Source organism: Halorubellus litoreus (assembly GCF_037081675.1).
In the GTDB taxonomy this organism is placed as follows: domain Archaea; phylum Halobacteriota; class Halobacteria; order Halobacteriales; family Natrialbaceae; genus Halorubellus; species Halorubellus litoreus.
Map to the genome: position 1 here is coordinate 219,356 of NZ_JAZAQL010000004.1, position 24,259 is coordinate 243,614.

30 protein-coding genes are annotated in these 24,259 nt (G+C 58.4%); 24 read left to right on the plus strand and 6 right to left on the minus strand.

The window, feature by feature from the left end; translation table 11 throughout:
* The first annotated feature begins 330 nt into the window (after positions 1–330).
* From VYJ16_RS18650 to VYJ16_RS18680, 7 genes are all read left to right on the plus strand, one after another.
* Positions 331–1,008 (plus strand): nucleotidyltransferase domain-containing protein, encoded by a 678-nt coding sequence (locus VYJ16_RS18650; protein WP_379762772.1) that lies wholly within the window; start codon positions 331–333, stop codon positions 1,006–1,008.
* Positions 1,001–1,489 (plus strand): DUF8154 family protein, encoded by a 489-nt coding sequence (locus tag VYJ16_RS18655; RefSeq protein WP_336351833.1) that lies wholly within the window; start codon positions 1,001–1,003, stop codon positions 1,487–1,489. The genes VYJ16_RS18650 and VYJ16_RS18655 overlap by 8 nt, the downstream gene beginning before the upstream one ends.
* An 83-nt stretch (positions 1,490–1,572) precedes the next feature.
* On the plus strand, positions 1,573–2,556 hold the full coding sequence (locus VYJ16_RS18660) for a replication factor A (protein ID WP_336351834.1): 984 nt from the start codon (positions 1,573–1,575) through the stop codon (positions 2,554–2,556).
* An 87-nt stretch (positions 2,557–2,643) separates the two neighbouring features.
* On the plus strand, positions 2,644–3,252 hold the full coding sequence (locus tag VYJ16_RS18665) for a DNA-binding protein (protein ID WP_336351835.1): 609 nt from the start codon (positions 2,644–2,646) through the stop codon (positions 3,250–3,252).
* Between the two features lie 260 nt (positions 3,253–3,512).
* Positions 3,513–4,442 (plus strand): transcription initiation factor IIB, encoded by a 930-nt coding sequence (locus VYJ16_RS18670; protein WP_336351836.1) that lies wholly within the window; start codon positions 3,513–3,515, stop codon positions 4,440–4,442.
* Between the two features lie 53 nt (positions 4,443–4,495).
* A complete protein-coding gene (locus VYJ16_RS18675) occupies positions 4,496–5,110 on the plus strand; it encodes a hypothetical protein (protein ID WP_336351837.1) in 615 nt (204 codons plus the stop codon).
* Between the two features lie 126 nt (positions 5,111–5,236).
* Positions 5,237–5,581 (plus strand): hypothetical protein, encoded by a 345-nt coding sequence (locus VYJ16_RS18680; protein WP_336351838.1) that lies wholly within the window; start codon positions 5,237–5,239, stop codon positions 5,579–5,581.
* An 18-nt stretch (positions 5,582–5,599) separates the two neighbouring features.
* On the opposite strand, the gene VYJ16_RS18685 is transcribed toward VYJ16_RS18680, so the two are convergent.
* Both VYJ16_RS18685 and xseA read right to left on the minus strand, forming a co-directional pair.
* Complete coding sequence (locus VYJ16_RS18685) at positions 5,600–5,803, minus strand: exodeoxyribonuclease VII small subunit (protein WP_336351839.1); 204 nt, start codon at positions 5,801–5,803, stop codon at positions 5,600–5,602.
* A gap of 14 nt (positions 5,804–5,817) precedes the next feature.
* Positions 5,818–7,062: an exodeoxyribonuclease VII large subunit gene (xseA, locus tag VYJ16_RS18690; RefSeq protein ID WP_336351840.1), complete on the minus strand. Its 1,245-nt coding sequence runs from the start codon at positions 7,060–7,062 to the stop codon at positions 5,818–5,820.
* A 56-nt stretch (positions 7,063–7,118) separates the two neighbouring features.
* Between xseA and VYJ16_RS18695 the strand changes: the two genes are divergently transcribed.
* From VYJ16_RS18695 to VYJ16_RS18705, 3 genes are all read left to right on the plus strand, one after another.
* Positions 7,119–7,385: a hypothetical protein gene (locus VYJ16_RS18695; RefSeq protein WP_336351841.1), complete on the plus strand. Its 267-nt coding sequence runs from the start codon at positions 7,119–7,121 to the stop codon at positions 7,383–7,385.
* Between the two features lie 253 nt (positions 7,386–7,638).
* Positions 7,639–8,163, plus strand: coding sequence for a winged helix-turn-helix domain-containing protein (locus VYJ16_RS18700; protein WP_336351842.1), 525 nt, complete (start codon positions 7,639–7,641; stop codon positions 8,161–8,163).
* A gap of 5 nt (positions 8,164–8,168) precedes the next feature.
* A complete protein-coding gene (locus VYJ16_RS18705) occupies positions 8,169–8,954 on the plus strand; it encodes a hypothetical protein (protein ID WP_336351843.1) in 786 nt (261 codons plus the stop codon).
* A 43-nt stretch (positions 8,955–8,997) separates the two neighbouring features.
* On the opposite strand, the gene VYJ16_RS18710 is transcribed toward VYJ16_RS18705, so the two are convergent.
* On the minus strand, positions 8,998–9,927 hold the full coding sequence (locus VYJ16_RS18710) for a hypothetical protein (protein ID WP_336351844.1): 930 nt from the start codon (positions 9,925–9,927) through the stop codon (positions 8,998–9,000).
* 29 nt (positions 9,928–9,956) lie between these two features.
* Positions 9,957–10,238 carry a hypothetical protein gene (locus tag VYJ16_RS18715; protein ID WP_336351845.1) on the minus strand — a complete coding sequence of 94 codons (282 nt, stop codon included), beginning with the start codon at positions 10,236–10,238 and terminating at the stop codon, positions 9,957–9,959.
* Between the two features lie 323 nt (positions 10,239–10,561).
* Here VYJ16_RS18715 and VYJ16_RS18720 point away from each other — a divergent pair, with 323 nt between their 5' ends.
* Complete coding sequence (locus tag VYJ16_RS18720; RefSeq protein ID WP_336351846.1) at positions 10,562–11,287, plus strand: Nmad3 family putative nucleotide modification protein; 726 nt, start codon at positions 10,562–10,564, stop codon at positions 11,285–11,287.
* Between the two features lie 215 nt (positions 11,288–11,502).
* Here the strand turns inward: VYJ16_RS18720 and VYJ16_RS18725 are convergent, their stop codons facing one another.
* Positions 11,503–13,014, minus strand: a complete 1,512-nt coding sequence (locus tag VYJ16_RS18725) for a CBS domain-containing protein (protein WP_336351847.1) — start codon at positions 13,012–13,014, stop codon at positions 11,503–11,505.
* A 260-nt stretch (positions 13,015–13,274) separates the two neighbouring features.
* Here VYJ16_RS18725 and VYJ16_RS18730 point away from each other — a divergent pair, with 260 nt between their 5' ends.
* From VYJ16_RS18730 to VYJ16_RS18780, 11 genes are all read left to right on the plus strand, one after another.
* Positions 13,275–14,141, plus strand: coding sequence for a DNA polymerase sliding clamp (locus tag VYJ16_RS18730; RefSeq protein ID WP_336351848.1), 867 nt, complete (start codon positions 13,275–13,277; stop codon positions 14,139–14,141).
* Positions 14,142–14,337: 196 nt separating this feature from the next.
* Complete coding sequence (locus tag VYJ16_RS18735; protein ID WP_336351957.1) at positions 14,338–15,207, plus strand: ArdC-like ssDNA-binding domain-containing protein; 870 nt, start codon at positions 14,338–14,340, stop codon at positions 15,205–15,207.
* 520 nt (positions 15,208–15,727) lie between these two features.
* Entirely contained in the window at positions 15,728–16,897 is a 1,170-nt protein-coding gene (locus VYJ16_RS18740; protein WP_336351958.1) for a pentapeptide repeat-containing protein, read from the plus strand.
* A gap of 359 nt (positions 16,898–17,256) precedes the next feature.
* Positions 17,257–17,841, plus strand: a complete 585-nt coding sequence (locus VYJ16_RS18745; protein WP_336351849.1) for a hypothetical protein — start codon at positions 17,257–17,259, stop codon at positions 17,839–17,841.
* Between the two features lie 75 nt (positions 17,842–17,916).
* Complete coding sequence (locus tag VYJ16_RS18750) at positions 17,917–18,795, plus strand: hypothetical protein (protein ID WP_336351850.1); 879 nt, start codon at positions 17,917–17,919, stop codon at positions 18,793–18,795.
* A 177-nt stretch (positions 18,796–18,972) separates the two neighbouring features.
* Complete coding sequence (locus tag VYJ16_RS18755) at positions 18,973–19,644, plus strand: helix-turn-helix domain-containing protein (protein WP_336351959.1); 672 nt, start codon at positions 18,973–18,975, stop codon at positions 19,642–19,644.
* Positions 19,645–19,760: 116 nt separating this feature from the next.
* Positions 19,761–20,351 carry a DUF7342 family protein gene (locus VYJ16_RS18760; RefSeq protein ID WP_336351851.1) on the plus strand — a complete coding sequence of 197 codons (591 nt, stop codon included), beginning with the start codon at positions 19,761–19,763 and terminating at the stop codon, positions 20,349–20,351.
* A gap of 3 nt (positions 20,352–20,354) precedes the next feature.
* On the plus strand, positions 20,355–20,837 hold the full coding sequence (locus VYJ16_RS18765) for a toxin-antitoxin system TumE family protein (RefSeq protein WP_336351852.1): 483 nt from the start codon (positions 20,355–20,357) through the stop codon (positions 20,835–20,837).
* A gap of 250 nt (positions 20,838–21,087) precedes the next feature.
* Positions 21,088–21,393, plus strand: a complete 306-nt coding sequence (locus VYJ16_RS18770) for a hypothetical protein (RefSeq protein ID WP_336351853.1) — start codon at positions 21,088–21,090, stop codon at positions 21,391–21,393.
* Between the two features lie 19 nt (positions 21,394–21,412).
* On the plus strand, positions 21,413–22,480 hold the full coding sequence (locus VYJ16_RS18775) for a hypothetical protein (protein ID WP_336351854.1): 1,068 nt from the start codon (positions 21,413–21,415) through the stop codon (positions 22,478–22,480).
* 6 nt (positions 22,481–22,486) lie between these two features.
* Positions 22,487–22,732 carry a DUF8129 domain-containing protein gene (locus VYJ16_RS18780; RefSeq protein WP_336351855.1) on the plus strand — a complete coding sequence of 82 codons (246 nt, stop codon included), beginning with the start codon at positions 22,487–22,489 and terminating at the stop codon, positions 22,730–22,732.
* Here the strand turns inward: VYJ16_RS18780 and VYJ16_RS18785 are convergent.
* Positions 22,711–22,923, minus strand: a complete 213-nt coding sequence (locus tag VYJ16_RS18785; RefSeq protein ID WP_336351856.1) for a hypothetical protein — start codon at positions 22,921–22,923, stop codon at positions 22,711–22,713. The genes VYJ16_RS18780 and VYJ16_RS18785 overlap by 22 nt on opposite strands.
* A gap of 119 nt (positions 22,924–23,042) precedes the next feature.
* Between VYJ16_RS18785 and VYJ16_RS18790 the strand changes: the two genes are divergently transcribed.
* Positions 23,043–23,312: a hypothetical protein gene (locus VYJ16_RS18790; protein WP_336351857.1), complete on the plus strand. Its 270-nt coding sequence runs from the start codon at positions 23,043–23,045 to the stop codon at positions 23,310–23,312.
* 26 nt (positions 23,313–23,338) lie between these two features.
* A complete protein-coding gene (locus VYJ16_RS18795) occupies positions 23,339–24,217 on the plus strand; it encodes a phage NrS-1 polymerase family protein (protein WP_336351858.1) in 879 nt (292 codons plus the stop codon).
* The last annotated feature ends 42 nt before the right edge of the window (positions 24,218–24,259 follow it).

The following is a 24,259-nucleotide window of genomic DNA, read 5'->3' on the forward strand; positions in this document are numbered from 1 at the left end:
CGCGGTCAGGCGTACGCCGAGCGGAGCGAGGCGTTTCACCGCCGGAGCCGTCGGAGACGGCGGAGGCGGCCTTTTTCACCCATGTTTTTGCCGCGAGCGGTTCGCGCGGAGCGCGAACCCGAGCGGGAAAAAGATGGTCTGTATCTACCGCTTTAGAGGACCGAAATCAGGCATATTGGTTTGCTGTTTCTTCTCTGTCTGGGGCGTTGACTCATAGGCCTTCTATAGGTGACCTGCCGTCTTCCTTGTTTGAGATTTTCCGGTGTCTGCTCACCGTCCCCGGCACCACCTTTTTATGCCGTTGCACAGTATCAGACAGTATCCGAAGAGATGAAACAAGGTATAAACATATGCGTAGATGTGCCCTCGTCGAGCGATGGCACGGTCTTCCGGATAGAAGCAGCCGACGAGATACTTCGACTGCTCGCTGACGCCCATGAGACCGAGTTCACGATTCCAGAACTCGTCGACGCAACTGGCGTGACCAGATCGACCGTGTGGCGGGCCGTCGAATTACTCGAGAGCATCAGTGCTGTCCAAGTCCGCGAGACCCCACAGCGAAACTACGTCTCAATCCATCCAGAACGCCTCCAGAAGAATGACCCGCTCTTAGCCATCGAGCAACCGGAGTTCCGCGCGCCGATCCGGGAATTCGTCGACCGAACGGTCGATGCTGTCGGAGCGACCGACGAGGTCGAAGACATCGAGGGAGTCCTCGTCTTCGGGAGCGTCGCTCGCGGCGAGGCTGACCGCCGCAGCGACATTGACCTCTTCGTCGTGGTTCGTGGCGACCGAACAACCGCCAGACGAACAATCACCGACGTCGTGTCTGAACTCGAAGACGAGAGGTTCGATGGCGATCGTTTCGAGTTCGAGCCCTACGTCGAGACTACTGAGAGTGCAACACGGGCAGGATCGAAACTGCAGGAGATCTTCCAGGAAGGCATCACCGTCTATGGCGGCGACGAGCTAACTGACCTTCGGAAAGCGGTGTTCAGCGATGAGTAGCACGCGTATCGACCAACTCATCGACGACGTCAGGGCCGCGTTCGACCGTCGGCCAATGAAAATCGAACCCGGGCTGGATGTCAGCAGCCCTGCGCTCTTGCAACTCCGGAAAGCATGTCGGCTCCTTGCTGGCGCAGACGCACTCCGTGATGCGGAATTCTATACCCTCGTCATCGAAGCGTCGTTCGTCGCCATCGAACGCACCGTCGAATTTCGACTCCTCGAGCAAGGCACCACAGACCCCGACGACCTCCCAGGCACGCACCCGGGTGTCTATGAGGAAGCCGCTCGGATTGGGATTTTCTCCGAGACGACAGCGAACGAGCTTGCGGAGCTTTGGCGGGATCATCGAGCGAAGACGTACTATCAGGATGGGCTTGCTGCTGCTGACCGTGGTGAGAAGATGCACGCACTCGCGCAGGAACTCCACGCCTACATCGTCGGACAGTCTAGCCAGGGCCACGAGTGCATCTGCGAGTGACGATCTACCGATAGACGCCAATTTTTGTTCCCCCGGGTGGGGTGCGGGGTGAGATGTGTGGTGCCCCGCGTGAGTTGATTCCAATGCCTGCAAGCAACTATGCCGAGATGGCTGCAGAGATCTCCGACCAGTTCGACGACGCCGGCGCCGACCTCATGCACAGCGAGCGCGAGATCGCCGAGCTGCTCGCGACCCTCATCGATGACTACCAGGTCCAGCGCGACGAAGCCAAGTCCTCGGTCCAGCATCGCCTCCTCGAGGACACCAATCTCGACGCGACGACGTTCTTCGGCGGGTCCAACACCACGCTCGACGCGGGCGACCTCAGTGGGGCTGACGTCTGGGGTGGCATGGAAGTTCAGGTCCTCCAACTGTGGGACGTCGACCACGACGCCATCGCCCAGAAGGGGCTCATCGGCGACGAGACGGGGACGACGATGTTCACCGCGTTCACATCGAGCGACCTCCCCCGATTGGAGGAGGGCGCGTCGTATCGGCTGACGAACGTCGTCACCGACGAGTACGACGGCGAGTACTCGGTGAAACTCAACTCGAAGACCGGTATCGAGCCCCTCAGTGAGGGCGTCGCGGTCGAAGATGCGTCGACGACGTTGGAGGGTGCGCTCGTCGCGATCCAGTCACCGAGTGGGCTCATCAAGCGCTGTCCCGAGGACGACTGCTCGCGCGTCGTCGGGTCGGGGTCGTGTCCGGACCACGGTGACGTCGCCGGTGAGTTCGACATGCGTCTCAAGGCCGTCCTCGACGACGGTGAGGACGCTCACCGGGTGCTGTTCGATCAAGCGGCGACCGAGGCCGTCACGGGCATCTCGATGAGTGAAGCGAAACAGCAGGCGATGGACGCCCTGGACACGAGTGTGGTCGAGGACCGGATGCGTGACCTCCTTGAAGGCCGGTACTATCGCGTGGAGGGCCGGCAGACGGGGTCGTGGTATCTCGTCGATGGCGCCGACAAGTTCCACAAGGACACGGACGTGGACGCGCTCCAGGCCGAAGCGAGTTCGCTCGCCAACCAACTCGGCGACGAGATAGCCGACGCAGCAGCCTGACCGGTCAGACGCGGCCCGTTTTGTATGCCCCCTGTCGGGGTGGAGGGGTGAGACGAGAGCCCCCGACGCAATCGAGGTTCACTACTTATGGAACGACAACCAGCGGTTCGACTGTTCGCCGAAGAGCTGACTGACTGCACCGACGAGTTCACGGAGTCCGACGAGGAACGAGCACCGTCGTTCGTGACGCTCCCAAGCGGTGGGAAGGCCAACCGGGTGTTCATGGTCGGGACGCTCACGAACGTCGAGGATATCGGGTCGGATTCGGAGTACTGGCAGGCTCGAGTGGTCGATCCGACGGGCGCGGTGAACGTGTACGCGGGCGAGTACCAACAGGAAGCGATGGCGACACTCCGCCAGCTCGAAGCACCGACGTACGTCGCGGTCACCGGCAAGCCCCGCGTCTACGAGCCCGAGGACAGCGACGAAGCCTACGTGTCGCTCCGGCCAGAGTCCATCCAGGTCGTCGACGAAGACACGCGAGAGACGTGGGTGGTGGAGACGGCCGCCGCAACGATGGAACGCATCGGCCGGAGCATCCACCCCGACGAGTCAGAGGGCGAACGCGCCCGGGAGGTCTACGACGACCTCGACGTCGGGGCGTACCACGAGAGCGTCGAGCGCGCACTCGAGAGTCTGGAAGTCGAGGCTGACGCGGACGTTGGCCCGGCGGGGACGCCCGCAAGCGCGGACTGACCACAGCGAGCGCGAACATTTTCGCGAGATAGTTTCGCAACTCCTGTTCGCTGTCTACGAGAAAGCCCACCCACGCGCGTCGAGGTCGCGCGCGAGGAAACAGGCACCCTAGCGCCGCGGCTTCCCCGCCTCCCCACCCTCCGCTCCGTGCTCGCTTCGCTGCGCGCGCAGCCACGACCTCACCGCACCGCCTCACATCGACCGGTGTTTCTCACTCGCCCAGCCAGCACGCGCGAGATTCGCCAAGCGCGTTCAAATCCATGTCTCAGATTGTCTCCGACACTGTCGAGTCCAGCAGTCGAACCGACACCAAGTCACGCTCGTGTCCCGAGTGTGACGGCACCATCGCGACCACCGACCACGAGTCCGTCTGCCAGCGCTGTGGGCTCGTCGTCGACGACCACCACATCGACCGTGGTCCGGACTGGCGGCCCACCGACGACACCGAGAGCAAACGCCACACTGGGACCGCGCGAACGGAAACCCTTCACGACCGCGGGCTCACCACCCAGATCGGCCACGGCCACGATGCGAACGGCAGGAGTCTCTCCGGGAAGAAACGCAGCCAGCTCAACCGGTTGCGTCGCGAGCACAAGCGCGGGATGTTCGAATCCAAAGCCGACCGGAACCTCGCCGAGGGGTTCACCGAGGTTCGACGCATTCTCAGCTGTCTCGACCTCTCGACGAACCTTCGCGAACAGGCCTGCCGGCTCTTCCGAACCGCCCAGTCCGAAGAGCTCCTGGTCGGCCAGTCAATCGAGCGCGTCGCCGCAGCCTGCGTGTACGCCGCCTGTCGATGTAACCAGACGCCTCGAACCATCGACGAGGTCGCCGAGCCCGCGAAGGTCGGCGCCGATACCCTCCAATCGACGTACAACACGTTGAACGCCGAACTCGACATCCCTGCCCCACCCCGCTCGCCAGTCGAGTTCGTCCCACAGCACGCCAGCGCGCTCGACGTCCCGGATCATGTCCGACAGACCGCGCGCGAGCTCGCCACCGTCGCGACGGAGACGAACGTTGCGATGGGGTGTGACCCCAGTGCGTTCGCCGGAAGCTGTCTCTACCAGGCCGGCCGCGACCATTCGTACCCAATCAGCCAGGATGCGGTCGGTGACGTCGTCGGTACGTGCGCGAAGACCATCCGCTCGCATCTTGCGCGGCTGGACGGCCTCGAGGACGACGCGTAATCACTACGCTGCGGTTTGTTCCTCGCCGAGCGAGGTGCGCGAACCTGTTGATCATGTCCACGACAACCCAGACTCCAGATGCAGCAAGCACGGGCACCGAACACGACGCACCTCTCGATTGGAGCGCGTTCACCCTCACGGCCAGCGGGCCAGCCACTCGACTCGCCGTCGACGACGACGCTACGTGGTGCGAACAGACCGAGACCACCCTCCACGTCAAACGCACCATCGACGACTACGACGACCTCCTCGCATTCGTCGACGTCTCTCGAAGCCGTCAGACGCGATACTTCGAATCCAGCGAGACGAACCGTCGCGACGACCGCCACGACGATGTCGTCGACACGCTCTTCGAGGAAGCCAGCGACGACCACCACCTCGGCGACCACCACGCCGAAGACTGGACCGTCCAAATCCAGGCCTCACTCAGCGCCTGGACCGACCTCTACAACAGCCTTCACAAACTCGACGACGCCGTTGACGACACCCACAGCAGCCGACTCGACCGCCTCGAAACCTTCCAGGAACACGACGTCCCCGGCCCGACGCTCGACATCGTCTGCGCCGTCGCCGCCACCCACTGCGGGAACGATTACAAACAGACCGACCACCTCATCGCCTACACCGACGCCACGAACACTAGTGAGCGTCTCACCGTCGCTGAGTGATTACTGTCGAGCGCAGCAATCGCCAACGTCTCTGCCCAGAACAATAATTCTTCTCTCCTTGTGTGGAATCAACTTGTTAAACCGCTATCTCTAAATACGGGGATACTGCAGTCAGTGGTCCGCACAATGTCCACACACGCTGACCCGTCGATTCGCTACGAGTGGTCGCTCGACGCCCTCAACGCCCACCACGGCGCACGCTGTTCGGGTGGCGCCAGCAAAGACATCTTATCCTTGTTGTTTGCGATATGGCTCAAAGACCAGGGCGACGTCTCCGACTGGGAACAGGCACCCGTTTTCGGGAAAATCGTGCATACCCATAGTACGCTTGTCTTGCCGACTATTGCCGTCTGGCTCGGGATCGACCAGAAGACCATCTACGATGCGCCTGCAGTTGGCACACCACCATATGAATTCCTCGGGCCCGATGGCGACCTCCTCAAGCTCGATCGAACCCTCTCTACTGACTGAGCGAGCAGGATAACCCCGCTACTCCTGTTCGAGAACGTCCCCAGACCCGAGATCGAGATCTTCCCCTACCGAGTCGATAATCGCCCGCCCCTCGTCACGGAGTTGCTTTGCGCGCTCAAGTGAGAGCTCACCAGCTTCAATCGTGTCGATGATCTCGTGGACGCGGTCCATCTTCTCGGAGATCGATGCCTCAGGGTCGATATCAGATTCAGCGTCGGTCATAATGGATGTCTTGGTTATGCCAGGATGATGTACGCGAGGAGCAAGAGTAACACGGCGACAAGCAAGGCGATAGCGGCGCGCTGTAGTCGCTGTCGCCGTTCATACTTTGCCTGCACGGCTGCTTCAGCCTCCTCCTGTGTTGCTTGCACGGCTTCCTCGACAGCCGCTTCTTTCGCTTGTTCGTGTGCTTCGGCTTGTTCGAGCGCGTCGTAGGCGTACTCGAGTCGATTCCCAAGTTCGGTCAGCTCCTGACTGGCCTGCGTTTCGAACGCTGCTTCCAGGCCTGTCTCGGTCCGCGTAAGGACACGCTCAGTGTGGCTCGTGTAGACGCGCTCGAGGTCTTCCTGTGCCCGATCGAGCTCTGCCGTTGCGTGCCGACTGAATGTGTCTTCGAGCCTAGCGGTCGCGTCTCTGAGTTCCTGTTCGAGCGTCTGTTTCTCTGGGACGACCTCGCCAGCATGTGTCGGTGTCATCACCCGCCTGTCGGCGACCTCCTCAGCGAGCGTGCGGTCGCGCTCGTGACCGATGCCGACGACAACCGGCGTCTCGGTGTTGAAGATTACACGACAGAGCGGGGTCTCGTTGAACACGCGGAGCGTCGTGTCGGCACCGCCGCCTCGTGTGAGGACGAGCACGTCGACGGCGGAATCGCGATCGAGGACGCTGATGGCCTCCATCATCTCCGTCATTGCTGCGTCTCCCTGCACCGTCGCGTGCTGGACGATGATATCCACGTCGGGATGGCGCGCGTGAATGCTCGTCACCGCGTCCTCCCGCGCATCACTATCCAGACTCGTCACGAGCCCGACTGTCTCCGGATGCTCAGGGAGCGGCTGTTTGTGGTCATCGTCGAGGGGGCCGTCGTCGGCCAACGTCGCCCGATTCTCCGCGTATATCTCGTTGTACTCGCTCTCGCCGAGTTCGATGGCGTCGTCGACCATCACCGAGCAACTCCCACGCGCCTCATAGTAGGTCAAGTCACCACTGACGGCCACCTGGAGGTCATCTTCGAGTTCGGCATCCACCCAATCCCGGCGATACCCGAGCAACACACTGTGAATGCTGTTGCCGTCGTGCGTCAGATCGAAGTGAGCGTTGCCGTTCGCCTCTCGATAGTCACTGACGTCCCCGACGACGTAATCGAAATAGAGTCCGTCACTCGCAGCCAGCACCTCACTGATGGACGAATTGAGCGTCTCAACCGTGACAGCTGTTGATCCATCCAACTCCTCGTGACCAGAGAGAATTCCCTCGAGCACGCTTCAAAACAGACGAAGTACACTCTCCACCTCTAGGGAACTTCCTCCAACCACCTATGCCCAAAACAGACGAAACCCACTCTCCGACTCCTGCTCGACAATACCTCAATCTCGTCCTCTGTCTGGTGGTGGCGATTGTCTCGGACTTGATCGCGGTTAGTTTGAAGTCCGAATTTATCGTCCAGTTCCTCGTAAGCGCGTTTCTCAAGAAGATCTACCAAGAGATCGACGCGACGTTCCTGAAGTTCGTCGATTGTTCTGAAGCTATTGAAGTACTCTGTGAGGTCGTCGTCGATCGCGTTGCGTCCGCCGGTGGTGACTAGAGGAAGTGGTTGGTGGTTCGGAGAGTCCGCCTGATGGGTTGGAGAGGCGGTTTCTGTGGTTCCCATATAAGCGTTGCAATACTGCAACAGTTTTATTACCCGTTGTGTAGAATGGCTATATGTAGACAGAAGAGCAGGGACCAAGCGTAGTAAGTGCAGTGTGAATCAGCGTCCCTCGCAGATAGAGTGAGTCAATCAGCCCATCCAGATCACCAATTTACAAATTATGAGTGCAAGTTCGGACGCGTCACCGTTGCAGCGGTTATTGGGTAGTGATGCACGTGCGGAGCTGGTCACTGCGTTCTTAAGCCGGCCCGGGAAGGAGCTTAGCGTCTCGGAAGTCGCAGACCTGGCGGATGTCGATCGTGCCAGCGTCTACCGTCACGTTGACACCCTTGTCGATGTTGGCCTCGTCAAGGAAGTTGAGGGCGGCAGTGGGAGATCGTTTCGCCTGCAAATGGACGACGAGCTCACCCAGTCCCTGGGGAAGTCACACCAGCTCTTGGTGCAACGCAGCCAGGCTGTGTCACCCCCCGATTCCGAGGAGGCAATTCAATCCGAAGACTCCCTAGAGAGCCTGCTTCCGGGACCACTAACTGTGGATCTCCTCAGACAGCTCTTGAAGGGGTCACAAGCATTCCGGCGTGGGGTAATAACCCTCGCTCAGGAGTGTTACGGAGATACGGATCAGGACGACACCGGAGTCAAAACCACTCTCGGTAACGTGAGCAGCAATTTGGGGGCTGCTCAGAGTCTCAAGAGCCGTATCAATTCGTGATCCCCATGTACGAAGGGGAGAACTTCGAAGAGGCCGTCGAAAACTTATTGTTCGATCTCAATAGTCTTGCCAGTGGTTCGGTCGACTCGACACTTGACCAGAATGGTGATGATCCTCGTTCTATCACAATTCATGTCGAAGAGCCTGAAGGCCCCGATTATTATATCGAAGGCAAAGAGGGAGACCGGTTCTTCTACATCAAGTGTTATTACAACCTTGTCATCGATATCGCGAACACACTAGGTCGCGATCAGATTCGTGACAAGCGAGAAGCTAGTTCATACCAGTATAGTGATAACGACCTATTTATATACCTTCCATCGGAAGTCACCTTAGTTGACGAACAAACAGAGGAGATCTGGAATAAGGACGGACAATCCAAAAACGGTGAGGAAAGTACTGACGAACCGGACGATGACACTGAGTTAGAAGACGTCAAAGTGTGGCGAAAGCGAATCGCAGCTGCACTTGATATTGTCAATGGGGTCTCCGATAAAGAAGAACAGGAGATTATATTCAACCTCGTCGATATCTTCTCCAACGTACCGGTAAAGTTCCGTGTGAATTCGGCAGCCAATGGGGGGCTAACAGGACTCGAAGTCCGTGAACGGATCTTCCCGTACGAGGAGAGCTTTAATATCAAATCACTCGATGAGTCAATTGTCCGGACGCGAATTCCAGCGAATATGGGGATGCTGTTCTTCCAATACATATATGACGTGAATATCCGCCAAGACGAGGATGGGACAATTGCAGAAAATCCCGCAGAACGACCAAACTTCCCGAACTAGCTCATTCCGTCGTCAAGTCCTTGGGAGCGTCGAATACCTGGACTTACTCGTCAAGCTGATCCCGGATGCGTTCTATCCAGTATTGGTCACCCTGCTCCCATGCAGCTATGAGAGATGGCTTTGAAAGGGGGTCCTCCGCATTAAGTCTCTTCGCAGGTTGCAGATAGAGTGTTTCTCTGTCACTGTTAGTCGAGGAACTAAGTGCGGTTTGGTATGTCACCACAAACCCAAATGCGACCTGATCGACGCCGGAATCCTTGGTGAGATCTTGGAGGAGATTTCCCAGTGGCGTCGGCGACTTATGACCGTCCCACTCACCAAGCCCCTTTGAATCAAGAACCGCTTGAACTCGCTCCAGGCAATCAAGATCCGGTGGGCGTTCGATGACTTTCGTTGATGCAAAGAACGTATGCTCTTCCCCGTCTGGACGGATCGAACTCGTCCCAGCACTTGTTTGAGGGCTACCACTAGTTGACAACAGGTCATTCCCCGAACGAAGGAATGTACCGTCATACTCGCCTTCAACAACAAGGAAGCATTCGAGTTGTAGATTCGTAGCCACGTCATTACCAGTGTTCGTGAGGGTAAGCTCAATCCATTCACCACCCGGTGGCGTATCATTCGGGAATTCGTCGTTCAGAGGATGTTCATCAACCGGTTCTGGCTCGGAAGTAGCCTGTACTAACGGCCGGTGTGCAGCTTTTAGAATGTCTGACTGGGAATCGAGGATGCGGTTCTGACGGAGATATACCCAGCCGAGAAAGAGGGTGAGCAAGGAACCCACGATGACGTCAGCGGCCGTTATCACCGTGCTGGCGCTAGGGGTAGAAGATGCAGTGTCTTGGTTAGCGTCTTGTAGTGCAGGTACATTGTCGAGTAAAATCTGAGGGTAGAAGAGCGAGAGGAATCCAACGCTAAATACTGCTAATAGAACGACAGCGACGGTAAGCCGGTTCGAGGTTCTGGTATTCATGTTTGGATGTGATGTAGGGCAAGGAGGTATCAGAACGGAGCACACATCGAGTAATAGTTTTTCGCTCGGTTTCTATTTTCAAGGACTAGATCCCCATTGTCGTAGGTTAGTCCAGAACGATCGCCGGCAAGTTCATCAGCGACATCATTTACGTCTTCGTCTGGGTAGTCAGAGATCGCAGAGCGAATCTCATAGAGCGGCTTCGAGAATTGGGAGTCGGCATGTTCGTCTTCTTGATATGGGATCAGAAGTTCTTCTAAGATGGCCGCCGCTATAATGTCTCGTTTACTGATTCCATCGACATCTGACACAGTCGTTGAAACTTTTCTTCATCAGCAATATAATATTTTGGGTCTCAAGGGACTGTCTAGTTAAGCCAGTTTGAGGAACGAGCAGGTCGTTGAGTTAATCGACCAAGATGCTCGCAGACCTGCTCAGTGAGTGCTATGAGGCGGATTTAGAAGAAGCATAGTGAACACCACGTAAAATGTGTCTCCGAGCCCGACTCTTGGATTGGTTGGACAGAACCGACCTTTGTTATAAAGCCCGAGGATGAATTCAACGTCGGTAGCCCGACAGCAGAGGGTCTCGATGAGATTTTGGACCGCTTCGAGGCGGTTCCCGGGGGAAGCTGATGTCGTTGGTGTTGGTCGGTATCGCCGCCGACTCACAGAACGCGTCGAATTGTCCTCCGATCTTCGAGGACGGTCGATTCGAGTACATCCCGATACCAGAGCAGTACGAAACCACAGAAACTGCGACGTACGCGAGTGAGGGGCACGATGACCATCTCTCATACGTGGTATATGACGGGGAGGAGACGGCGTCATTTGATGACATTCGAATCCACCACGATCCCAACTTCGATGCCCTCACGTTCGGCGACCCCGGTAAGTCTCGAAGCAAATTGCTCACGCTTGCGCACGATGATGTCGTCGGATTCTACTCTGGGCTGACTCCTCCGAGACAAAAACGACCGAAGCACCGATACCTGATTGGTTACTTCGTTGTCGACCGTGTCGTGGATTTCAATTCGCTCGATGAGGAACAAATCTTGGCCGAAGTCGAGCGGAACCGGCAGAACGCTCACATCAAACGCTACTTAAGTAGCATGGATCGTAGCCACCTCGAAGACCTCGTAATCGTCCAGGGCAAGAGGCCAGGCGGATTGTTAGATAATGCGGTGAAGCTGAGTGGCGGCCGGCCTGACGCTTCGAACTACTACTTTGAGACGGAGTGGCTTGACGCTTGGAAACCCTCCACCGAGTATCTGGGAGGCATCAAGCCCGTGATAACCGCTGATATCGGCAAAGCTGATTTCATCGAATCACTTGAACACGTGGCGGGTATGGACAAATGAGAACGGCATAGCGAAGATTCCGCCCAGCACGTTCGTCTCATCCAGAATCGTGATTAGGTCTCGACATCAGCTCGTACGGAGTGGTGGTCGAGGGTCGTAGTGAATACGTCGTCTGTCTACACCGACGACCTGAACGAAGTCGGGGAGATCGATTGAATCATCTCAAGTAGAACCCAAGAACACCTCACTTGGGGATGAAGTGCGGTGATTGGATCCTATACGTAGTTCTGATTTTCAATCGACTCAAGGCAACCGTTCAGCGCTTCATAAATCTCGGTGAAATCCCCCGTTGTCCGTTGCTTCGTCCAGGATGTCGTATCCATGGTATGAATCAGTGGCTGGTAGTGAGCAACAGAGACACGAAGATCGTTGATGGTGGATGGTCGAATCCCCAGGTTCGACTGGTTGAATCCGATTTCCTCCTGTATCATGCTGTTTTCGACAATCTTGATTAGATCAGACAACAGTAGGATGTCAAGCACGTCCTGTGCGACTTCGGATTTCTCACTATACTTCTCGCTGCGCTCCTTGACGTCGTTCCAACTGATTCCAGCGTCCATGAGTGCATCTTCCCAGTCAATACCGTAGTCACGGATGGCGTTCCGCAGCCCAATCTCAAACCGAGCGAACTTCGCGTACAGGTGGAAGTACACCTCCATGCTATTGAGGTCGAAGCGGGTGACGATGCCTCGGACGTCATCTTTCGGTCCGACCAGACAGAACCGCCGTTCTCGTAACCGGTCAAGAGTTTCATCGAACGACGACGTAACGGGGACGAGTAGGCTCTCTTTGATTTCCTTGATATAGCCGTCAGCGAGCGTACCAGTGTCGGCCCCAGTTAGGTCTGCTTTCGACACGAGGCCGAGGCAGACCTTACTATCCCGCTCCCGGACGGGTGCCGCGTCGTAGTCGTTCTTCACCAGGGAGAGGTAGACATCGTGGACGTCGTCATCGGGGTAGAACGACATCGGGCCCTGGGTCATGATGTCCGCGACACCAATGTCATAGGGGACCGTCAGAGCCTCCTGTACACCGTCGAAGTCAACCTCCGATGCGTACTCCGGGTCTGGCTCTGCATGTGCGACGGTCGTAATGACGACATCCAGTTCAATCTGGTCGTACGGCGATTCGACGGGGCTCGCGTCAATGTCCTCGATGTGGAACGTTGTGAGCCGCCTCTTGAGCTCGGGAATCGCGGAGTGTCCGCGCTTGCTCGTGAAGTCGGGGGTGACGAACACCAATCGTCCCTCGCGTGCGAGCATTCCCAACCCCTGCTCGAAGAACGCGAGGTACAGATCCTCGTCCCGACCCGGTTCGTCGGCGGAGATGGTATCGAACCGCATCGCCAAGTCCTCCCGAACCTCCGGAGAAAGATCACGCAGTCTGGCCACCGGAGGGTCGCTCAGGATGTATTCGAACTCCCCGAGGTCGGGCAGACTGCCGAGAAAGTCGAGGTGTCGAATGTCAAGGGGCAGTTCGTCAAACAGTTCTTGGACTTCTTCGACGAGGCCCTCGTTAGTCTCTAAAGCGACGCTCTCGGGAAAGTCGAGATCGTGACGGTCACAGTACCGGGAAACAGCTTCGACGAGTTCACCGCGTCCAACGCCAGGGAAGAGGATGCGTTCATCGGGATCGGGGGTACCGTCTGCAAACAACCGACGAACCATCTCATCGGCAACGTCGGTCGGTACCTGTCCGACGGATTCTGGAGCCTTGGGGTCCCTCATTAGGAGCATCAAGACACTTTGGGACGAAAAAGGTGGACCCTGGCCAGAGGCCGGTAGCTCGTGATGTCACGTTACTGTATACACCCTCTGTATCGAACGATTCGTACCTCGGAATCGTTGTCGGATTCCATGATTGATTCGAGTCAATGGTAAGGATGTCTACTGAAATATCGTACTATTCGCGGAATCAACGGCGCCCGCCGAATGCGCTGTCCGACCGCGTTTTATTGACCCCCTCGTGGGGTGGAGGACGATCAACCATGAGCACGACCGAAAGCACTCCCAGTGACACCGACGAACCGACCACGCCAAACCAAGCGGAAGCAGGCACTGACTCAGACGCGGACGACACCGAGCAGGCGTTCTTCGACACCGAATCGGCCGCTGACAGCTTCGAGGCGACCGTCGAGGCGAGTCTCCTTCAGGACGTCGTGACGGCGGTTCGGGCGTTCGTCGACGAAGCCCGCGTCCACCTCTCCGAGGAGGGCATCGGCATCAAGGCCGTCGACCCAGCGAACGTCGGGATGACCGAAATACGGATGCCCACGATGGTATTCGAGCAGTATGAGACGCCCGGCGGTCTGATCGGGCTTGACCTCGAGCGCTTCGCGGAGGTCCTCGGCATGGCGAACAAGGGCCAACTCGTCTCCCTCTCCCTCAACGAAGCAACCCGGAAGCTCGAAATCAAGGTCGATGGTCTCGAGTTCGAGTTGTCGTGTCCCGACCCCGAAACCATCCGGTCGGACCCCGAGATTCCCGAGCTAGAGATGGACGTCGACGTGACGTTCGCGAAGGCCGAGTTGAGTCAGGCGTACAAGGCGGCGAATCTCATCGCCGACCATATCGAAGTCGCAGGCAGTCCCGAAGACGAGGCGGTGGTGTTCGCCGTCGAGGGCGACAGCGACGACATGCAGTACACCGTCGACGACGAGCTCGACACAATCGACAGTCTCACAGATAGTTCATCGCTGTACAGCCTCGACTACGTCAAGGACGCCCGCAAAGGGATGCCTCGGTCGTGCCAGATTGGGATGCGCTTCGGCCAAGACCACCCCATCGAGTTCACGTACCAACTCGGCGACGCCATCGACGTCCGGACAATGATAGCCCCACGAATCCGCCACTGACTCGCCCACGCCGGTTCTCACAAGGGAGGGAAGCACGCGACGACACCGATTTGTAGCTCCCCTCGGCGAGTGGAGGGACCACGAAATGGCCACGACACCCACCGAACCCGAAGAGTCGACAGACTGCACGTCTGAACAGGACCGAATCCTGCCAGGGAGTGAGTCGTTCACGGACGTCGACGACCGCCGCGACGCAATGCACGAGACGATCGACGCCTGGCTTGACCAGCTCGCCAGCGGCGTCGACGACGCACAAGCGAGCGAGCACTTCCAGCAGTGGCTCGACGTCCAATCCCAGTTCCACGACTACTCGCTCAACAACACGTTGCTGATCTACGCGCAGATGCCCGAAGCGACCCGCGTTGCGGGCTACAATACGTGGCGTGAAGAGTTCGACCGGCACGTCCAGGAAGGCGAGCAAGCGATCTGGATCTGGGCTCCCATCACCGCCGCGAAATGCCCCGACTGCGGGAACAGTCCCTCGTACCACGACAGCATCGACTGCGAATACGACGACGCCCCACCAGCGGAGTGGTCGACGGGCGTGGTGGCATTCAAACCTGTCCCGGTGTTCGACGTGAGTCAGACCGAGGGCGAACCCCTGCCCGAACTCGACACCACGACGCGCGGCGAGCCGGGCGACCTCTTGGAGCGTGTCCGTGCGGTCGCTCTGGACCGCGGGATATCATTTGAGGTCGTCCCGAGCGGGGAGTGGACTCACGGCGATGCTGGCGGTGTCTACCAGCACGATGCGGAAGCGATCGAGGTCGAGGCCCAATCGAACGACGCCGATGAAGCGCGTGTCGCCGTCCACGAACTCGCCCACGCCATCCTCCACGAACCGAGCCTCGACGAGAACGAACGGCCGAGGCGCGAACTGGAAGCCGAAGCCACTGCGTACGTCATCGCTCGCCATTTCGGGCTGGACGCATCGAAATCGCGGTTCTACCTCGCCGCGTGGGCCGATCAGGACGAGGCGGACGTCCGCGAGCGCCTCGACCGCATCCAGTCCACTGCCGCGTCCCTCATAGAATGCCTCGACGACACGCTCGAATCACATCGGTGAACCCCGTTTGGTTCGACCAATTCAACGTTGAAAACGCTGTGAACTAGGTCTGCGAATTTACCACCGGAGTTCCCGCCAGTTTCAGTGGAGATTCGTACCGCCGTGCAAGATACATAACGCGAGTCTTAGCATAGAATGAAGCAACCACGGTCTACTTTGCCAATACCCTTTCAAGAAACCATAGTACCAAAATATTATTATAGTACTTATAGAGATATTTTTTATGCGAGAGCCTCTTTCAGGTCGATGCGGATATACCTGGCCCGAAGACTACGACCCTCAATTCACGTTAACTCCTAATCTAGAACTCGGTATCGGGGTAGAGAGCTGTTGCTATCGGAAATCGCTTCCAGACACCAATTACTGTGCTTGGCACGCAAATCCCAGAGAAACTGAGCATAAAACCGTCGAAAACCTTCGTGAAGCTAGGGCCACACCACATATTCGGGAGTTGAATTCTCCTTTCGATGAACTCTTAGATGGGGCTCAGCTCCCGAAAATGAAGCTCACAGACGCGTTCATGGTCGGCGAAGATTCTCTGAGGAATTGCTCCCTGCGAGAAGGGAACTTCGAAAACGCAGAGTTAGAGTCTTGGGATTTGCATTCTGCACACCTCTCGCGAGCAAATCTACGAGATGTTAGTCTTTGGGGAACCGACCTGTCTGAAGCTAATCTCACCGAGGCAGATCTCACCGATTCCTTCCTATCAGGGGCTCAATTCGACGATGCAATTCTACGTAGGTCAACCCTCACGTCTGCGAATTTAAGAGGGACGCAATTACCTAACGCTGATCTCACTAAGGCAAATCTCACAAACGCAGAATGTAGCGACGCACAGTTGACCCACGCAAATTTAACTAAGGCGACCTTGACAGATGCCTCACTCCAAAACACCAATTTATCGAACTCGAACTTAGAACGAGCTACTATGATTCGTACAGACTTATTTGACGCCATACTGCCAAACGCGAAAATGGAGGGCACTTTGTTCGCTGACGCACGTGTTAATGAATCTACCTTCCAAAACCTCGCCTCCGAGGAAAATCAAAAGAAGGATCGTAAGCTTCGAACCATTTTTCGAAGATTAATTTTAGGACCAGAAGGCAGAGGTGCTTATAGGTGTGCATACGACCCGAAAGCGCTCAAGAACATCGCAGAATCAGATAACTCTGACTACAATAATCCGGAAGTCCGTGCCGGTGGAGTGTATTTGGAACTTGAGCGTCTAGCAGACAGAAATGCCTTACAAAAATGGGAAGGTCGATTTTTTATCCTTCGACAAGATATGCAATTGTATAAACTGAACCGGGAAAGTAGATATTCTGCAGCACTTTATCACTCTATGGAGAAGTCGATATTTGGATACGGTGAACGATTTAGCAGAGTAATTGGATGGTCTATAACCATTATTTTGCTATTTGCGCTAACATATCTTCAAGGTGGATGGATTCGCCCGGTAAAGCCAGGAGGAGCATTAGGTCCGGCTATTTCTTCGAGTCGCTTATCAGAAGGATTGGGAGTCATTTGGGAGAGCATATATTACAGTACCTTGACCTTCACTGCACTCGGGTTTGGTGACTTCCGGCCAACTACTTCTATCGGTCAGTTTTTTACTATAGCCGAAACCGCCCTTGGTGCCGTTATGATTGCTCTTTTAGTGTTCGTAATGGGACGCCGTGCTTCACGATAATCTTCATCTTGATATAAATTTTCCATTTTATGCACATATTAAATCTTCTTTGCTGAATGTGCCTTCTGTATTCAGCACCCGGTTTTGACGGATTCGTGGAAGGTTACCACATAGAGTGATAGATCGTTTACCTGTATCTATCAATTGGCGTTTCCAGGACTCGGAAGTGGAGCGCACGGGATTAACCAACAAGAAACCACTACACGGCCCATTGTTGGTTAACCCAGGGTAAGGCCTCCAGATTATCCTAAGCAAAAGAGAACGCAGCGTCCACAGGAGGCATTCGAAGTCGAATCTGGGGGTGAAGAACGTACTTTATCAGATTTCTCGTGTCCCGTGCGGACTGGGACATACCACAGATGACCGAGAGTACCCACAGTTCGATCGACCAGCAGTTCGCGTTCACTGACGATGGCGAGCTCGAGCCGACTTATGAGTCCGTCAAGACCTCACTGGCAGACTTCGGTGCCAACGTCGACACGCGTGAACGCGAGTCGCGACCTGATCAGCCTACCGCCAGTAGCATCCTTTGTGACGACCGCCCGCTTGACGATGCCGAGGATGACGGTCAGCAGGAGACGTTGTATCCCGATGTCGAAGACGACCAGCAAGCCCTCGACGGTAGCCAGGCCAGCACCATCTCGACGTTCTCGACCGTCGAGAGCGACGAGACGTCGCCCGGCCCACGCTACGGTCAGGCACTCGCCCAGACCGTCGAGATGCGGGGCGTCGATACCGCGTTGCGGGCCGTCGAGGGTATCGGCGAACAGACCACGAGCGTGCTGATGTCGGCGGGTGTCACCGACCAGGTCGACCTTGCACTCGCCTGGACGAACCCCAGCGAGCGCGCCAGTCTCGAACGCGCACTCGAGGCACTGCCAGCGAACTGCCAGCACACCGTCCGCGAGACCGCAGCCAGCCTCTGGACGCACCTCCACCGCTAACTCAGTCTCGCGTTTTCTCCACTAATCCTCTGCCTCATGTTTAAATCCGATTCCGCGTACAGACTCAGTAGCCCGATGGTCACGGACCCGAACCCACACTACGACCCCGAGGATATCTACGGAATCGGTGCCGTCACCGACCCCGTCCTCGACGACCACACCCCTCGTGACGAACGCGAGTGCCCCCGCTACGGCCAGCCGATGCCCACGGACCGCGACCGCTGCGAGGACTGCCAGTTCGACCACAGTACCGAGACTCTCGCCTCGGAATCCCAGTCACCAGCCTACGAGTGGCAGGCCGACCGCGTCGCCGTCGTCCACGTCGACGAACCACTGGCGACGCTCGCCCAAGCGTTCGCCCGGACCGCGATCCGCCGACGTGACCGCGACGGCTCTACGCCCTCACGGTCGAAGCAGAGCGTCCGCCTCCTGGACGACCTCGGCACACTCGAACAAGACCACCTCGGCAGTCCGGATTGGCGCGAAATCGACGCACTCGCGAAGGCGGACAGCGCGGACGCCAACGCCCTGATCGATGCTATTCGCGAGCAGAACACCGACCGGCCTGTCTTCTACGATGCTGACGGCGATCCGCTCGATGAGGTCGGTGACGTAGACAACGGCTGGCTCGTCGCTGGGGTCCTCCGCACGAAGACTCGAACACTGGCGGACTGTCCAACGCGCGTCCTCAAGTGCCACGACTGCGGGCCCGGACCCCATGCCCACCGGGGGCGCGAACGCGCCGACACCCGCGTCGACGACCCACTCGTCACCGGTGCCAACCTCTGGACGTGCAAACGCTGTCGCCGAACGCGAACCGGCCCACCCGCCGAGTCCGAGACCGGGAGTCGTGACCGAGAGTGGCCCGACACCACCGCACAGGAACGCGCCCACGAGGAGGACGCAATCGGCACCGAGATGGTCGAGTACATCGAGACGCATCGTCGCAACTGAACGCAGTTACCGATGTATACGGTGGTTTTCGGCCTCTGAAGGGCTGACAGGCAGTTCACCAACACCGTCCAGTGGTCGATATCGCCGCAAGTTCTATAATCTACTATCTCATTAGAGATAACTAAGAGCAAGCCAATTGACGCGGCTATCTGGAGGATCCAAACAATGATAGAGATGATGGATGCCACCGCTGCGAAGATCGTTTTAGCGATACAGCGTGGTGATTCTATCAATCGTGTTGCGAGCAAGATCGGCGTCTCGTACTCGTGGGTGTACGACTGGGTCGAACGGTTAGCAGAGGCTAATATTATCAGTAATGAAGATAGCGGGCTCCGAGTTGTCGACCATGAGTTGCGCCAGCAGTACGCCGAGATGATGGCTGCATTGTACAGTCGCGAAACCATCTCTCAGGAGGACGCGTACGTCATTCCGCACTTCGCCGGCATGGAGTTCGCGTACACGGAGATCGACGCGGCGTACGTCTGGACGCACGGCGGCTACCAGATCGCCCGGGGCCACGACGACTACCCGGTATTCATCGAAGTCCACGACAGGGATATCGAACGGTGGATAGCCTTCTTCGAGCAGTTCGGTGTCGACACGACGATCAACGAACGCCCGGACGCCAGCGCCGTCGACGGGAACGTCCACTACGTGTTGTTCCCACAGACAAACGGTATCGAAGTCGAGTGGGTCGACGGCAATCCCGTCATCCCGTTGGACGATGCCGTCGACCAGATGATGGCGAACCGGCCAGCGTACGAGCCGGCCTTGGAGATCATCGCCGACGAGTACGACAGGGACATCGACGCCTCACACCACGAGGCCACGGGCGTAGATGGTTCGTAGCTCCCAGTCTGTCATGGAGCTCCTTTCGCCGGGTGTGCGAACTGGTGGCCGCCGAAATCTGAGAGAATATAGTATTACCCGGAAGTCCTATGTTCCTTCAATGTGATTGGTGAGATATGAGGAATCCAGCGGACGCGCCACCATACGAGGACGTCAACGACGCCGTTACGGAGGACTGGGTCGACGAGACGACTCCGTACGAGCGTGTTCGACAGGTGGTCGCGCACACGTACTCTCCAGTCACAGCCGAGACGGTCGCTGACCAGGCCCAGACTGCAACAAAGACTGCCCGCAAGCATCTGGACGCGCTCGCAGACGAGGGCTTCGTCACCACTGCGCCAGGCAAGCATGGCGCGACGACGTACCGTCGCTCGCCCGAGTCACTCGTCGTCGAACAGGCCGCCGACATCCTCCAACACGTCTCGACAGACGAACTCGTCTCCCGAATCACCGACATGCGTGAGCAACTCGAGAACTATCGGGCCGAATACGGCGTCGATTCGCCCGAAGAGCTAGCAGTCGAGCAGACGAATCAGATGCTAACGGATACCGACGAAGAGCACACGAGGATTGAGCCTGAGGTATTACAGGAGTGGCAGACGACGCGGCGTAATCTCGCATTCGCAAACGCCGCATTGTCGATTGCGAACGCTGAACGGTTCGTCGATGGGGACCGACAGCAGACAGACGGCAGTCTCACCGCCTGATCGATGGCGCGAACACCAAGAACAGACGAATCCCACTCTCTGCGCGGCCCGATCGACCGCGCGGCCCTCATCTCGATTCGTGACGTCATCGACCGCGAAGAGCCACTCGCTACGCCAGCACTCGACGACTACCTGAACCCAACGGCTGTCGAGGTCCAGCTGGATGATGGCCTTCGAGCAGCGACGGCGGCGCGCATCGACGTCCAGTGGACTACCAAAGACGACTACAAATTCCACTACACGGACACCGAGGATGTCAACTTCCGTTGGGGCAAACATCACCACGACGGCGACTACATCCACGCTGAGGGACTAGCGCACTATCATCCACCGCCGGATGCATCCTCGAACCCTGACGAGGTGGAGGATTCCTGCATCGAGCAGTCCCTCGAAGTTCTGGTCACCCGTGCCGTCCTGAGACTCTGGCGGACAGCCTACCACCGAGATTCGTTTGAACCCCTAAACGCCGCTAGCAATCCGCCCTGACAGCCACCGTTTCCCATCCATGAGTGACAGATATCGCGGGGATGCTGGACCTTGAGGCAACCCGACGTTCTCGCTCACGAATCCTGTTTATCAGTCCCCTGGCGGGGTGGAGGAACTCTCAGATGGCATCGAATCCACCAGCCGACAGTCCAGTTGCACCTGCTCTCCGACTCAAGCTCCCACCCGCAGTCGAGCATCAACTTGCTCAACAGACGGGCGAAATCTTCGCCGGCGGTCCCCACCAGAATCGATGACGACGGTCGCTATCGACTCCGACGACGACGACGTCACGGTCCCAAGTTACGGACGCAACGCCGAACAGTCGCTCGCGAGTGTGCTGACAGCGGTCCGTGAAGATGTCCTCAGGGCAGACTGCACTGACCAAGACGACGTCGTCGGCGCGACGCTGCGCGCACTCGAACGCCACCTGCCTGGCGTATCGCTTCCAGACATCCTCGAACTCCGGGTGCTCGTCGACACGAACGCCACGGACCCCGAGTCAGTATTCGCCGACACGACCGAACAGGCACTCGACCACCTCGCCACCTGGCACTAGCCTGCCTCGTACTATCTATATGTCCACGCAATCAGACCACCAGTCGACTGTATCGTTCACCACCCGCCACGACCTCACGTTCACGCCGACCGAACCCCCGGACGACCATCGCTCGTTCCCACGAGACACCGACATCGAGGGCGTGGCGTGCAAGCAACTCAGCGGCTACCAGACCGTCCAGGGCCGCAAGCGCGAGCTTAGCTGTTCGCCCGGCGACGGCTACTGGGTCGTCGACGACGCCAAGACCGTCACCAATTACGTCGACGAGTACGGCGACGCGGTGTGGCCCATCCCAGAGACGTACACGGCGTTCGACGGGTTCGAGCGGTATCTCGGCGAGATGGACGGGGCGGGCCGCCGGTACGGCTACGGCATCGACGCCACTCAACTCGAGAAGGCGCTTCGACTCCTCACCGGCGGCGGGCATTACGACCACGACGCGTACACGCTGGTCGCCTGCGGACGGAAGCCGTTCGTCCTCAGCGGGCCAGAAGGCGTCCTGCTCTCGCGTCCCGGCCACATCGCGCGGCCACAGGACGACAGCCAGTGCCCTGAACGTACCGTCACCGGCACGCGTCCACGCTCGGACACCGAGTACGAGCTCGCCGTCGAAGAAGCCAACCCAGTCGTTCTGGATGGTATCGAACGGTTCGTCGAAACGCTCGACTACGTCTACAACTCCCCGATTTCGAGCCACACTGCCGCGCCGCACTCGACGTCCTCGTTCCACTTCTTCGAGACCGAAGCCGAGACGACGGTCAAAGTGAGTGCGGAGACGCTGCTGACGGTCGGCCAGCTCAAAACCCACCACACCGACGTCTCCGTCTACGGGGGTGCAACCGTCGACGCGCCTCACTCCTCAACGAGCGTCGATGTCGAGTGGACTGGCCCGGACCAGTACGTCGGCGACATCCATCGCGGCGCACCGGTCGTCGGCTACGACGTCGACTGGGAGACCCGCGGCGGCCGCCGCCGCTCCGTGCTCGTCGTCCGCACCCATCGCCTCGTCGAACGCGACCAACTCGATACCAGCCTGTACGTCCTCCGGTCGCAGGATCAGGAACTCGGCTGCGTCGAACACTGGTGACCAGGGATGGCCGCCACGACGGACCGGACAACCCCCGGCCAGCCTGTCGCGGTCTTCGACGCCCTCCCACCAGAGACGCTCGTCCAGACCGCGAACACCGACCTCATCCGAGCAGCCGTCGAACTCCTGGACTCAGTCGACGACGTCAAGCGCGTCGTCGCCGCCGAAAACCAGCACCGCGCCCGCCCGGGCGTGCTTCGACTCTGCCAGGAGCGCGCCAGACAACTCCGTCACTCCTCGAGCCCAGACTGACCCTCAACAGTGGGATCAATTCCGTCGGCAAGCCCTCGCAGATACTCCGCCACCACTTCCCGTTCTCTACCTGCAAGGTCGCTCCACACTCGAACTTCGCACACGATTCGCTCCTCGCTCCCCTCCAAGACGGCATCCGGAAGGTACTCCGTCAGGTCAAGCCGGTCGTGATGCCAACCGTCTTCGCTCATACCGATGCTCGTGCCGCTTCCGTCTTGGACCTGTTTATTCACCCCCATGCGCGCTGGAGGCGACGATGTCTCACACCATTGACCCACACCGAACGCCGCCCAGCGACGGGCCTGAACCGTTGATCGACACGACCACCCATCGGCTCGCTCATGGCATCACGCTGCCGGGGCGAACTCAGCGTGCGCTCGAAGAGCCGATGGCGGTGACGCTCTACAAGAAAGGCGGCGTCTATCAGGTCCGAAAGCAAGACAACTCCACGTACCTCGTCGACATCGTCAACGGGACCTGCACCTGTCCGGACCCACACGACCACGACAAGCACCAGCGCCGGGTCGAACGAGAACTCGAGCTCGACCGAGTTCCGACCATCGGTGGCAGCATCCCGTGAACCAGAGAACAGAGACGGCGAGGAATGTGCCTGCCAAGCTGCTGGAGTATCCACAGTGGATCGTCTGGCGCTCGGAACTACGCGATGGGAAGCGCACGAAGATACCGGTCGACCCGTCGACACAGCAACGCGCGAGCGTTGACGAACCCACGCAGTGGGTCGACTACCAGACCGCACGCCGGTCCCTTCGTGTCGACGGCTTCGACGGCCTCGGCTTCGTCTTCACCGACAAGGACCCATTCGTCGGTGTCGACCTCGACGACTGCCGCAACCCCGTCACCGGCGAGCTCTCACCGCTCGCCCACGACATCACCACCACCCTCGACTCCTACGCCGAGACCTCACCGTCAGGACTCGGCGTGCACGTCCTCGCGAAAGCCGACCTCCCGGGAACACGACGTCGGCGGGGGAGGCTCGAAGTCTACGACAACGCCCGATTCTTCACCATCACGGGCCGGCACCTCGACCACACCCCACAGAAACTGTGCGAGCGCGACGACGCCCTCGCACAGGTTCATGAGCAGTACCTCACCGGCGATGACACCACCGGCCAGAGCGACGAGCAGGCTACCATGTCCACTCCGCGGGATTCGGACGACGTCAGTTCCGTCGATGGAAGTGGCGACGCGGTGGCGGCCGTCGTCGCACGTGCTCGGAACGCCGTGAATGGTGGGAAGTTCGACGCCCTCTGGAGTGGCGATACTACGGGGTACTCGAGCCAGTCGGAAGCCGACATGGCACTCGCGTGCCTCCTGGCGTACTGGACGAACCAGAACCCCGCCCTCGTCGATGCCTGCTTCCGCGAATCCGAGTTGATGCGCGAAAAATGGGATACAGTCCACTACGCCGACGGCAGCACGTACGGCGAACGAACCATCGAGCGTGCACTCGCATTCATCGACTAAACTCCCTCTTGCCCTCAGTTCCCGCTCCGACTCACTGCTGTA